This window comes from Nocardioides zeicaulis, from assembly GCF_042432345.1.
Classification (GTDB): Bacteria; Actinomycetota; Actinomycetes; order Propionibacteriales; family Nocardioidaceae; genus Nocardioides; species Nocardioides zeicaulis.
The window spans coordinates 56,917-69,056 of the sequence record NZ_JBHLXH010000002.1; the positions used below are offsets into that span (position 1 = coordinate 56,917).

9 protein-coding genes are annotated in these 12,140 nt (G+C 73.3%); 4 read left to right on the forward strand and 5 right to left on the reverse strand.

The annotated features are described in order from the left end of the window. Window positions 1–352 (forward strand): Ig-like domain repeat protein (locus tag ACFFJG_RS14810; protein WP_378519552.1); only part of this gene is annotated, 352 nt, incomplete at its 5' end. A gap of 128 nt (window positions 353–480) precedes the next feature. Here the strand turns inward: ACFFJG_RS14810 and ACFFJG_RS14815 are convergent. Both ACFFJG_RS14815 and ACFFJG_RS14820 read right to left on the reverse strand, forming a co-directional pair. Next, window positions 481–1,350 carry a M56 family metallopeptidase gene (locus ACFFJG_RS14815; protein ID WP_378519553.1) on the reverse strand — a complete coding sequence of 290 codons (870 nt, stop codon included), beginning with the start codon at window positions 1,348–1,350 and terminating at the stop codon, window positions 481–483. A gap of 7 nt (window positions 1,351–1,357) precedes the next feature. Further along, a complete protein-coding gene (locus tag ACFFJG_RS14820) occupies window positions 1,358–1,741 on the reverse strand; it encodes a BlaI/MecI/CopY family transcriptional regulator (protein ID WP_378519554.1) in 384 nt (127 codons plus the stop codon). Window positions 1,742–1,833: 92 nt separating this feature from the next. On the opposite strand from ACFFJG_RS14820, the gene ACFFJG_RS14825 reads away from it, so the two are divergent. The 3 genes from ACFFJG_RS14825 to cydD are packed head-to-tail and all read left to right on the forward strand — an operon-like array spanning window position 1,834 to window position 7,682. After that, entirely contained in the window at window positions 1,834–3,279 is a 1,446-nt protein-coding gene (locus ACFFJG_RS14825) for a cytochrome ubiquinol oxidase subunit I (protein WP_378519555.1), read from the forward strand. Between the two features lie 48 nt (window positions 3,280–3,327). Beyond that, complete coding sequence (cydB, locus tag ACFFJG_RS14830; RefSeq protein ID WP_378519556.1) at window positions 3,328–4,350, forward strand: cytochrome d ubiquinol oxidase subunit II; 1,023 nt, start codon at window positions 3,328–3,330, stop codon at window positions 4,348–4,350. Continuing rightward, complete coding sequence (gene cydD / locus ACFFJG_RS14835) at window positions 4,347–7,682, forward strand: thiol reductant ABC exporter subunit CydD (protein WP_378519557.1); 3,336 nt, start codon at window positions 4,347–4,349, stop codon at window positions 7,680–7,682. The genes cydB and cydD overlap by 4 nt, the downstream gene beginning before the upstream one ends. Here the strand turns inward: cydD and ACFFJG_RS14840 are convergent. The 3 genes from ACFFJG_RS14840 to dapA all read right to left on the reverse strand — a co-directional run bounded on the left by ACFFJG_RS14840 (window position 7,642) and on the right by dapA (window position 12,106). Beyond that, the gene (locus tag ACFFJG_RS14840) at window positions 7,642–9,435 is read right to left on the reverse strand and encodes an ATP-binding protein (RefSeq protein WP_378519558.1); all 1,794 of its coding nucleotides are present in this window, start codon (window positions 9,433–9,435) and stop codon (window positions 7,642–7,644) included. The two genes, cydD and ACFFJG_RS14840, sit on opposite strands and share 41 nt — an antisense overlap. 74 nt (window positions 9,436–9,509) lie before the next feature. Beyond that, entirely contained in the window at window positions 9,510–11,195 is a 1,686-nt protein-coding gene (locus ACFFJG_RS14845) for a ribonuclease J (protein ID WP_378519559.1), read from the reverse strand. Window positions 11,196–11,218: 23 nt separating this feature from the next. Then, window positions 11,219–12,106: a 4-hydroxy-tetrahydrodipicolinate synthase gene (gene dapA / locus ACFFJG_RS14850; RefSeq protein WP_378519560.1), complete on the reverse strand. Its 888-nt coding sequence runs from the start codon at window positions 12,104–12,106 to the stop codon at window positions 11,219–11,221. Window positions 12,107–12,140 lie beyond the last annotated feature (34 nt).

Here is a 12,140-nt window from a genome sequence, read left to right on the forward strand (position 1 = left end):
CCAGGTCTGCGCCGCTCCCGGCACGACCCCGACCCCGACCCCGACCCCGACGCCGAGCGACGAGGTCACGTCCAAGACCATTGCCAAGCTGAAGCCGGCCAAGCCGGAGTTCGGCGAGGACTTCAAGGTCATCGCGAAGGTCGCCGCCAAGGGCGAGGCCAAGGCGAAGGGCAAGGTCATCTTCCGCATCGACGGCAAGAAGGTCGCCGTCAAGAAGCTCCACAAGGAGCGTGCCGTGCTGAAGGTCACCCAGGACTACAAGGTCGGCAAGCACACCCTCGTGGTCATCTACAAGGGCACCGACGGTGTGAAGCGCAGCAAGGACAAGATGACGTTCAAGGTCGTCCGCTGACCCCGGTCGGCACCTGACACCCGAACGGCACAGCACCACCAGCACCACCAGCAGCACCGGGAGGCCCCGGCGGAGCGATCCGCCGGGGCCTCTCGGCGTCCGGACCCCGTCGGGCGGCGTCGGGGACGTCAGCCGGTGCGCAGACCGGAGAGCCAGGGCAGCACGACCAGCACGGTCGGCAGGGCCAGGAACGCTACCGCCAGCGCGACGACGGCCGCGGCCTGGGCGCGGTGGCGGCGCTCGTCGCGCAGCACGCTGACCCGAGCCGCGAGCGATCCTGCGGACCCGAGCGCTCCCGCGGGCGTGGCCGTCCCGGCCAGGGTCACCAGCGCGCCGAGCAGGGCGCGGCGGTCGCCGTGGCGTACGGCGGCACGGTCGGCCAGCACCTCCACCAGCACCTCGACCTCGGCCCGTGCCGCACGGCTGGCCACCCACCGCGGGAACGCGCGGTGGAGCACCGTGAACGCCTCGAGCACCAGGTCGTGGCGGGCCCTCAGGTGGGAGCGCTCGTGCTCCAGCACCGCCTCGAGCTCGGCCGGACCGAGCCGGTCGAGCGCCGAGCGCGAGACGACGATCCGCGAGCCGGCCATGCCGGGCACGCAGTAGGCCACCGGCAGCTCGCTGTCGAGCACGGAGACGCCCTGCTCCATCCGCGCGACGAGGTCGACGCGCTCGCGGTGGCTGCGGCGCACGCGGCGCAGCGCGGTGCCGGTCAGGTGCCCGCTGAGGAGGAGCCGTCCGGTGACGACCAGGGTGACGGCGCCCGCGAGGGCGGCCACGACGAGGTCGGCGACCGCGACCGGTGGCACCCACAGGCGGTCGGTGGCCAGCGAGAGCCCCGCGCCCAGGGCCGCCAGGACGGCGGCCGCGGCCGTGCTCTGCCACAGCAGCATCGCCGCGGCCGGAGTGAGACGCAGCCGCGACCAGCGGGCCAGCACCGACGGCAGCGGCCCGGCGAGGACGACGGCCAGCGCCCCCAGCGCGATCGGCGTCAGCACGGGGGGCTCAGCCCAGGTCGTCGAGGGCCTGCCGCAGCGCCGCGAGGTCCTCCGCGCTCGCCTCCCCCACGAAGGACACCAGCGCCTGGCGCCGGTCGTCGCCGGTGCCGTCGAGCGCCTCGCGCATCAGCCCCGCGGTCAGCTCGGCGCGCGACTGGGTGGGCACGTAGCGGAACGCGCGGCCCTCCCGCTCGCGCACCAGCAGGTCCTTGCGAGCGAGTCGGTCGAGCACGGTCATCACGGTCGTGTACGCGAGATCGCGCTCGCGCAGGGCGTCGTGGACCTCGCGACCGCTCGCGCCCCGGCGGCCGTCACCGGCCGCGGCGTCGAGCGACCAGAGCGCCTCGAGGATCGCCTGCTCGAGCTCGCCGTTGAGGGACCTTGGACTCATGGGACGTGAGTCTAGGGGCCCTGTGCGCAGAACTACGACACGGCGTAGTATCTACTACAGATCGTAGTAATCGCTGCGCCGAAAGGGTGCTCATGGACGTCCTCGACATCGCCCGCTGGCAGTTCGGGATCATCACCGTCTACCACTTCCTGTTCGTCCCCCTGACGATCGGCCTCACGGCCGTGATCGCCGGTCTCGAGACCGCGTGGGTGCGCACCCGCGACCCTGAGTACCTCCGGCTGACGAAGTTCTTCGGCAAGCTCTTCCTCATCAACTTCGCGATCGGCGTGGTGACCGGCATCGTGCAGGAGTTCCAGTTCGGGATGAACTGGTCGGACTACTCCCGCTTCGTCGGCGACGTCTTCGGCGCACCGCTGGCGGTCGAGGGCCTGCTGGCGTTCTTCCTCGAGTCCACGTTCCTCGGGCTGTGGATCTTCGGCTGGGACAAGCTCCCCCGCGGGCTGCACGCGGCGTGCATGTGGCTGGTGCACCTCGGCACGCTCGCCTCGTCGTGGTTCATCCTCGCCGCCAACTCGTGGATGCAGCACCCGGTCGGCTACCGCTACAACCCCGAGTCGGGACGGGCGGAGCTCACCGACTTCTGGGCCGTCATGGTCAACAAGGTGCAGCTGGTCACCTTCCCCCACGTGATCCTCGCCGCCTACATGACCGCCGGTGCCTTCCTCATGGGCGTCGCGGCCTACCTCTACATGAAGCGGGGCCACGAGCACGACCGACCGCTCTACCACCGCGCCATCCGCATCGGCGCGGTCGTCACCCTGCTCGCCGGCCTCGGCGTGGCCGCCACCGGCGACCTGCAGGGCAAGGTGATGACCGAGGTCCAGCCGATGAAGATGGCGGCCGCAGAGGGTCTCTACGAGACCAGCGAGCGCTGCGCGCCGTTCTCGGTCTTCACCGTCGGCACCCCCGACGGCAGGCACGAGAAGTTCGCGGTCACCGTGCCCTGCCTCCTGTCGTTCCTCGGCACCGGCTCCGTCGACGGCGAGGTCGAGGGGATCAACCCGCTGCGCGAGCAGTACGTCGAGCAGTACGGGCAGGACCCCACCTCGACGACCGCGACCCAGGGCGACTACACGCCCGTGATCCCGGTGACGTACTGGTCCTTCCGCTTCATGATGGGCCTGGGCTTCTTCGGTGCCGGCGGCGCGGCCCTCATCCTGTGGCTGACCCGCAAGGGGCGCACCCCCGGCGTGCGCTGGCTGGGCACGCTCGGGCTGTCCCTGCCGATCGCGGTCACGCTGGCCAGCTCGTGGGGCTGGATCTTCACCGAGATGGGCCGCCAGCCCTGGGTGGTGTTCGGCCTGATGACCACCGAGCACGCCGTGTCCCCCGGCGTGTCGGTGTTCGAGGCGGCGACCTCTCTCATCGTCCTCACCCTGCTCTACGCCGGGCTCGCGGTCGTCGAGGTCGGGCTGCTCGTGAAGTACGTCAAGGCCGGCGCCGAGCCCTTCGTGGAGCCGCCGGACGTCCCCCTCGGCGGTGCCGCCGACGACAGGCCGCTCACCTTCGCCTACTGATCCCCGCTCGACCACCCACCTCCCCCAACGACCGAGGAAAACACCGTCATGGAACTGACCACCGTCTGGTTCGCACTCATCGCCGTGCTGTGGGTCGGGTACTTCTGCCTCGAGGGCTTCGACTTCGGCGTCGGGATGCTGCTGCCGGTCCTCGCCCGCGACGACACCGAGCGGCGCGTCATGATCAACACGATCGGCCCCGTCTGGGACGGCAACGAGGTCTGGGTCCTGGTCGCCGGCGGCGCCACGTTCGCCGCCTTCCCCGAGTGGTACGCGACGCTCTTCAGCGGCTTCTACCTCCCGCTGCTGCTCATCCTCGTGGGCCTGATCGTCCGCGGCCTGGCCTTCGAGTACCGCCACAAGCGCGAGGAGGCCGAGTGGAAGCAGCGCTGGGACCTCGCCATCATCGTCGGCTCCGTCCTGCCGGCGTTCCTGTGGGGCGTGGCGTTCGCCAACATCGTCGCCGGCGTCCCGATCGACGCCGACAAGGAGTTCACGGGCAGCCTCCTCACCCTGCTCAACCCGTTCGGCATCCTCGGCGGGCTGGTCACGCTGACCCTGTTCCTGACCCACGGCGCGATGTTCGTGGCCCTCAAGACCGACGGCGACATCCGCCACCGCGCCCGCGACCTCGCGGTGCGGGTCGGGACCGTCGCCGCCGTGCTGGCTGTCGTGTTCCTGGTCTGGACGCAGGCGAGGACCGGCACCCCGGTCACCGCCGTGGTGTTCGCGGTCGCCGCGCTGGCGCTGGTCGGCGGGCTCGTGGCCGCCCGGGCAGGCAGCGAGGGCTGGGCCTTCGTCGGCACCTTCGTCACCATCGCGCTCGCCGTCGTCGGCCTGTTCCTCGCGCTCTTCCCCGACGTGATGCCGTCCAGCACCGACCCGGCCTTCTCCCTCACCACCACCAACGCGGCGGCGACGGCGTACACGCTGAAGGTGATGACGTGGGTCGCGGTCGTCTTCACCCCGATCGTCCTGTGCTACCAGGCGTGGACCTACTGGATCTTCCGCAAGCGGATCTCGGTCCACCACATCCCCGCGGCCGAGCTGGCCGGGACCGCCGCGCCGTGAGGCCGCTCGACCCGGTCGTCCTGCCGCACCTCCGGCCCGCGCGAGGTGCGCTGGCCGCCGTCGTGGCGAGCGGCGTCGTCGGCGGCCTCGCCACGGTCGCCCAGGCCTTCGCCCTCGGCGCCCTGGTGGTCGCGGCGGTCACCACGGGCGACTGGCAGGCCGCCGGCTGGTGGCTGGCGGGCCTGGTGCTGCTCCGGACCGGGGCGGCGTACGCCGGTCAGCGCGCCGCGGTCCGCGCGGCCGGGCAGGTCTCGGGGGCGCTGCGCGACCGGCTGCTCGACGCGGCGCGCCACGACCCGGCCACCGGTCCCGCCGGGCTGGCGGTGCTTGCCACCCGCGGCGTCAGCGGCGTGGAGCCCTACGTCACCCGCTACCTCCCCTCCCTCGTGCCGGCCGCGGTGCTGCCGCTGGTGACGCTCGCCGCGATCACCTGGCTGGACCGGCTGTCGGGACTGGTCGTGACCCTCACGCTGCCGCTCGTGCCGGTCTTCGCGATCCTCGTCGGGATGACCACGCGCGACCGGGCCGCGCACCAGTGGCGGGCCATGGAGGCCCTCTCGGGCCACTTCCTCGACGTCGTCCGCGGGCTGCCGACCCTGGTCGCCCACCGTCGCGCCGCCGCACAGGTCGACACCATCCGCTCGGTCACCCACCGCTACCGCAGGGCCACCGTCGAGACGCTCCGGCTGGCCTTCGCCTCCTCGTCCGTGCTCGAGCTGGTCGCCACGCTCTCGGTGGCGCTGGTCGCGGTGACCGTCGGCCTGCGCCTGGCGTCGGGGTCGGTCGACTTCCGGGTGGCGCTGACCGTGCTGCTGCTGGCGCCCGAGGCGTACTGGCCGCTGCGTCGCGTGGGCGCGGAGTTCCACGCGGCCGCGGAGGGTGCCGCGGCGCTCGCCCGCGCCGACGAGGTGCTCGCTCGTGCCACCCGCCCCGACGGCACGGCGGTGCCGGGCGGCACCACGCTGGCGCTCCGCGGGCTCGAGGTCGGCCACTCCCCCGCGTCGCCCCTCGTCGCACCGCTCGACCTCGCGCTGCCCGCGCGCGGCCTGGTCGCGATCGCCGGCCCGTCCGGGTGCGGCAAGTCCACCCTGCTCGCGACGGTCCGCGGCGAGCTGGCGCCGGTGGGCGGCGAGGTGCTCGTCGGCGGCGTCGCGCTGGGCGACGTGGACCCGACCTGGTGGCGCAGCCGCGTCGCTTGGGCGCCGCAGCGGCCGTGGCTCGTGGCGGGGTCGGTCGGCGACAACGTGCGGATCGGTCGCCCGTCCGCGGGTGACGACGAGGTCTGGGAGGCCCTGGACGCCGTCGGCCTCGCCGCAGTCGTCCGCGAGCTGCCCGGCAGGCTCGACGCCGCGCTGGGCGAGGACGGCACCGGGCTGTCCGCCGGGCAGCGCGCCCGGGTGGCCCTGGCCCGCGTCGTGCTGGCCCGACGACCGGTCGTGCTGCTCGACGAGCCGAGCGCCCACCTCGACGAGGAGACCGAGCAGGTCCTGCTCGCCACCGTCGCCCGCCTGGCCCGCACCAGCCTGGTCGTCGTCGTGGCGCACCGGCCGGCCGTCCTCGACGCCGCCGACCACGTCGTCCGCCTGGTCCCCGCCACCGTGGCGGCGGGCGACACCCCTGCGGTCCCCGCGGATGTCGTACGCCGCCACCCCGACGCGGCGGAGCCGGTGCGGGCCGCTGCCGAGGACGGGCGCCGGCCCCGCTGGGGCCTGCGGACCGCGACCGTGCTGGGCGCCCTGTCCACCGCGTCCGGCCTGGCCCTCACCGCGACCGCCGGCTGGCTGATCACCCGCGCCAGCGAGCACCCCCCGGTGCTGTACCTGATGGTGGCCATCGTCGGGGTGCGGCTCTTCGGCCTGGCGCGTCCGGTGCTGCGCCACGCCGAGCGCGTGCTGAGCCACGACGTCGTGCTGCGCGAGCTCGCCGAGCGGCGCGCGCAGGTGTTCGCCGACCTCGTCCCCCTCGTCCCGGGACGCCTCGGGCCGCGGCGCGGCGACCTCCTCACCCGGGTCGTCGACGACGTCGACGCACTGCTCGACGAGCGGCTGCGCGTGCGGCAGCCCGTGGCCACGGCCCTGCTCGTGGGTGTCGGTGCGGTGCTCCTCACCGCCCTGGTGCACCCCGCAGCCGGTGCCGTCGTCCTGGCGGTCTCGGCCACGGGGGCCGTCTCCTTCCTGCTGGCGCGCCGGGGGGCGCGCAGCGCCGAGGAGGACCTGGTGACCCGTCGTGCCGGCCTCGGCACGAAGGTCGAGGAGCTGGCCCACGGCCTGCGCGACCTCGAGCAGTGGGGCGCCACCGAGCGCGCGCTCCTCGCGGTGCGCGCGGAGTCCGACGCGCTCGCAGCCGCGGTCGCCCGGTCGGTGCGCGCGGTGGCGGCGGGCACCGCCCTCACCACCGCCGCCGCGGGCCTGGGGGTCGTGGCCGTCGCGGCAGCCGTGCCGACGGGCCACGTCTCGCCGGCGATGCTGGCCCTGCTCCTGCTCGTGCCCCTGGCGCTGGGCGACGTCACGGCCGGGCTCGCCGACGCCGGCGCCCTGTCCGTCCGCTCGGGTGCGGCTCGTGCGCGGCTCGACCGCCTCGCGGCGTCGTCGCCGGCCGTCCAGGACCCAGCCGTCCCCGCCGCGCCGCCCCACGGGCACGACGTGCGGTCCGCGGACGCCGTGCTGGGCTGGGACTCCCGCCCCGTGCTCGACGTCACCGGCCTCTCCGTGCGTGCGGGCGAGCACCTGGCGATCACCGGCCCCTCGGGCTCGGGCAAGTCGACGCTCGCCGCGAGCCTGGTCCGCTTCATCGATCCCGTGTCCGGCAGCCTGCTGCTCGACGGCACCGACCTGCGCGACCTGGCACTGGCCGACGTACGGGCGCGCGTCGGGCTGGTCGACGACGACCCGCACGTGTTCGCCTCCACCGTGGTGGAGAACGTCCGGCTCGCCCGGCCCGGGGCGTCGGACGACGACGTGCGGTCCGCGCTGGACCGCGCCCGGCTCGGGGCGTGGGTCGACGCGCTGCCCGACGGCCTCCACACCCACGTCGGTGCCGGGTCCCGCGAGGTGTCCGGCGGCGAGCGGGCCCGGCTGGCCCTGGCGCGGTCGCTGCTCGCCGACCCGCAGGTGCTGGTGCTCGACGAGCCCACCGCCCACCTCGACGGCCCCACGGCGCGCGCCGTCGCCGTCGAGATGCTGGGCTCCGCCGCACGGGCCGGCCGGTCCGTCGTGTGGATCACCCACGGGACCGTCGGTCTCGACGTCGTGGACCGGGTCGTGCGGGTCGGGAGCGAGGAGCCCCGTCCGGTCAGCCCGTCGCGTCCCGTGCGCTCCGCAGCGGGAGGGTGAACCGGAAGGTGCTGCCGACCCCCAGCTCGGAGGTCACGCCCAGGGTGCCACCGTGCGACTCCGCGATGCGCTCGGCGATCGGGAGCCCCAGGCCCGTGCCGGGGATGGAGAGCGCGTTGGGGTTGGTCGAGCGGTGGAACGCGGAGAACACGTGCTGCTGGTCGGCCGGCGAGATGCCCATGCCGGTGTCGGCCACCTCCACGACCACCTCGTCGTCGGTGACCTGCATCGTCACCTCGACGCTGCCGCCCTCACGGGTGTACTTGACGGCGTTGTCGACCATGTTGTCCACGACCCGCGCCAGCTCCTCGGGATCGCCGAAGACCACGACCGGCCCGTCCGTCGTGCTGCGGAACGACAGCGCCACGCCCGCCTGCCCGGCGCGGATGCCGAGCAGGTCCACGCTCGCCTCGCACAGCTCGACCAGGTCGACCGCGCGGCGCACCGTCTCGCGACGGCCCTGCACGCGGGAGTAGTGGAGGAGGTTGGCCACCAGGTGGGCCAGGCGCTGCGCATTGCGGATGATGGCGTCGATCGAGGTGAGGTCGGGGTGCCGGTCGGCGACCAGCTCGGCGTGGCCCAGGATCGCCGTCAGCGGGGTCTTGAGCTCGTGCGAGATCGTGGCGATGAGCTCGCTGCGGTAGCGGGCGAGCTCGCGCAGCTCCTGCACCAGCCGCTGCTCGGTCTCCAGCACCCGCGAGGCGCGCACGATCTGGCCGAGCAGCCGGCCGACCTCCAGGACAGCGTCGGTCTCGCGCGGGCTCAGCGAGCGCGTCCGGCTTTCGAAGCCGAGGATCGCGTAGCCGACCAGCTCGTCGAGAGAGACGAGCGGGCACACCACGGCCCGACGGGCCCCGACCGCGCGCATCACCTCCTGCAGCGGCTTCCGGCTCGCGGGCAGGAGCGCCGAGGCGACGTCGTCGACCCCGATCTCGACGAGCCCGGGCAGCGGGTTGAGGACGACCTGGCTGAGCAGGTCCTCACGGAGCTCCGGCACCTCGTGCTCGACGGCGAAGGGCAGCGGGCTCCCCGCACCGAGCTCGCGACCCTGCGCGTCGATCGGGAACGTGCGCACCCAGGCCTGGACGGTGCCGAGGCTCTCCTCGATGGCCGTCGCCGCCGACGCCAGCGTCTGCGACAGGCTCGACTGCGTGCCGGACCCGGCGACGGAGGCGATCATCCGGTCGAGCCGGACCCGCTCGGTGAGCCGCTCGTGCTCGCGGGCGTTGGACAGCGCGACGCCTGCCTGGACCACGAACATCTCCAGCAGCTCGCGCTCGGCCTGGCTGGGCATCCGGTTGTCGCGGGGCAGGTCGACGGCCATGTTGCCGAGCAGCTCGCCGCTGGCGGCGTAGAGCGGCGCGTAGAGGGCGTGCTGCGGGTGCCACGCCTCGGGGTCGTCGTCGGCGGTCTCGAGGTCGGGGATCCACGCCGCGCGCAGCCGCTCCTCCGACATCCGTCCGGCCGGGACGAAGCGCAGGATGCCCCACTTGTCGGCCTGCCGGAACTCGTCGAGGATCTGGTTGGCCGGCGTGCGGCGGTGCAGGATCTCGGCGACCACCTCCGGCGGCCCGGCCACGTTGGTCATCACCAGCGTGTCGCCGTCGAGGCGCGCGATCGCCGCGACGCCGTAGCCGAGCACGTCGACCACGCCGCGCGCGATCTCCTCCAGGATCACCTCGGTGTCGGTGGAGGAGTTCACCCGCCGCATCAGCTCGGCGAGACGGCTCAGCGCGCCTTCCTGGTACGGCACTGCGAACCTCCCCACGTCCTGCCCTCGCCCGCGTCCTGCCGGCCCGCTGCCCGGACCCGGCCGATCGTAGGCCCTCAGGCCTCGATCACCACAGGGATGATCATGGGGCGTCGACGGTGCGCACGGTTGACCCAACGGCCCACGACACGCCGGACGGTCTGCTGGAGCTGGTAGGGGTCGCTGGTGCCGTCGGCCACCGCGGCGTCGATCGCGTCGATGATCGGCTGGCGCACCGCCTCGAAGGCGGTCTCGTCCTCGGCGAAGCCGCGGGCGTGGATCTCGGGGCCGGAGACGACCTTGCCGGTCACCGAGTCGACCACGACGATCACCGAGAGGAAGCCCTCCTCGCCCAGGATCCGGCGGTCCTTCATCGAGGCCTCGGAGACCTCGCCGATGGTGGTGCCGTCGACGAAGACGTAGCCGACCTCGACCTTGCCGACCACCTTCGCGACGCCGTCGACCAGGTCGACCACGACGCCGTCCTCGGCGAGCACGACGTTCTCCACGCCGGTGGCGCGGGCGAGGTCGGCGTTGGCGCGCATGTGGCGGACCTCGCCGTGGACCGGCATCACGTTGCGCGGCTTGACGATGTTGTAGCAGTAGAGCAGCTCGCCGGCGCTGGCGTGCCCGGAGACGTGCACCAGCGCGTTGCCCTTGTGGACCACGTTGGCGCCGAGGCGCGACAGGCCGTTGATGACGCGGTAGACGGCGTTCTCGTTGCCCGGGATCAGCGAGCTGGCGAGGACGACGGTGTCGCCCTCCTCGAGGTGCACGAAGTGGTGGCTGCGCTGGGCGATGCGGCTCAGCGCCGACATCGGCTCGCCCTGCGAGCCGGTGGAGATGAGCACCTGCTTGTGCGGCGGCAGGTCGGCGAGCTCCTTGGCCTCGACCATCACGCCGGGCGGGACGGTGAGGTAGCCGAGCTCCTGGGCGATGGCCATGTTGCGCACCATCGACCGGCCGACGTAGCCCACCTTGCGGCCGTGGGCGACCGCGGCGTCGAGCACCTGCTGCACGCGGTGCACGTGGGAGGCGAAGCAGGCCACGATGATGCGCTGGTCGCTCTTGGCGAAGACCCGCTCGAGGACCGGGGAGATGTCCTTCTCCGAGGTGGTGAAGCCCGGCACCTCGGCGTTGGTGGAGTCGGTGAGGAAGAGGTCGACGCCCTCGTCGCCGAGGCGCGCGAACTCGTTGAGGTCGGTGATCCGGCCGTCGAGCGGGAGCTGGTCCATCTTGAAGTCGCCGGTGTGGAGCACGACGCCGGCGCCGGTGCGGATCACGACCGCGAGCGCGTCGGGGATCGAGTGGTTGACCGCGACGAACTCGAGGACGAACGGGCCGAAGGTGATGGTCTGGCCCTCGGCGACCTCGTACTGAGCGGTCTCCTTGAGCCGGTGCTCGCGCAGCTTGGAGCCGAGCAGCGCCAGGGTGAGCCGGGAGCCGACGAGCGGGATGTCGCCGCGCTCGCGCAGGAGGTACGGCGTCGCGCCGATGTGGTCCTCGTGGCCGTGGGTCAGGACCAGAGCCTCGACGGCGTCCAGGCGCTCGCGGATGGGGGTGAAGTCAGGGAGGATCAGGTCCACGCCGGGGTGGTGGTCCTCGGGGAACAGCACGCCGCAGTCGACCAGGAGCAACCGGCCGTCGTACTCGAACGCGGTCATGTTGCGACCCACCTCGCCCAGTCCGCCGAGCGGGATGACCCGCAGGCCTCCTGCGACGAGGGGGGCGGGTGCGCTCAGGTCGGGGTGGGGATGGCTCAAGGGAATCCTTCGTTCGGTGTCAGTCAGATCAGGCCGGCGGCGGCGAGGCCGGCACGCAGTGCCGCGACCTCGTCGTCGTCCAGGGCGACCAGCGGGCCGCGGACGCGGCGGTTGTCGAGCACCCCCAGCAGCTCGAGGGCTGCCTTCGCGGTGGTGGCTCCGTAGTTGGGGACGCCCATGACGGCGTCGAAGGCCGGGACCAGCGACGTGTGGACGCGCAGGGCCTCGGCGTGGTCGCCGCGCGCCCATGCGTCGATCATCGACGCCAGGCGGTCGCCGGCGGCGTGGGCGACGACCGAGACCAGGCCGACGCCGCCGTAGGCGAGGTAGCCCAGGGTGTTGACGTCGTCGCCGGAGTAGACGGCGTAGCCCATGTCGGTGAGCAGCGCCGTGCGGGCCAGCAGGCCGGAGGCGTCCTTCACCGCCACGACGTGGTCGTGGCGGCGCATCGCCTCGTAGGTCTCGAGCTCGATCAGGCTGGCCGTGCGGCCGGGCACGTCGTAGAGCATCACGGGCAGGTCGGTGGCCTCGACGACGGAGTCGAAGTGGTGGCGCAGGCCGACCTGGCCGGGCTTGTTGTAGTAGGGGCTGACGAGCAGCACACCGTCGGCCCCGACCTTCGCCGCCTGCTGGGCCAGCTCGACGGAGTGGGCGGTGGAGTTGGTGCCGACGCCCGCGACCACCACGGCGCGGTCGCCGACGGCGTCCTTGACCGCGCGCAGCACGTGGCCGTCCTCGGCCACCGACGTGGTGGGGCTCTCGCCGGTGGTGCCGCTGACCACGACGCCGTCGTTGCCGTGGTCGACCAGGTGGACCGCGATCCGGGCGGTCGCCTCCAGGTCGACGGTGCCGTCCTCGTGGAACGCGGTGGCCATCGCGGTCAGCAGCCGGCCGAACGGGACAGAGGTCATGCGCGAAGGTTATCGCTCCCGCGCCGCGCGGGTG

What these genes read in the sequence shown, in the direction of transcription:
- dapA (WP_378519560.1), bottom strand. Translation starts at nt 12,106, where the DNA reads ATGACCTCTGTCCCGTTCGGCCGGCTGCTGACCGCGATGGCCACCGCG.
- ACFFJG_RS14820 (WP_378519554.1), bottom strand. Translation starts at nt 1,741, where the DNA reads ATGAGTCCAAGGTCCCTCAACGGCGAGCTCGAGCAGGCGATCCTCGAG.
- cydB (WP_378519556.1), top strand. Translation starts at nt 3,328, where the DNA reads ATGGAACTGACCACCGTCTGGTTCGCACTCATCGCCGTGCTGTGGGTC.
- ACFFJG_RS14825 (WP_378519555.1), top strand. Translation starts at nt 1,834, where the DNA reads ATGGACGTCCTCGACATCGCCCGCTGGCAGTTCGGGATCATCACCGTC.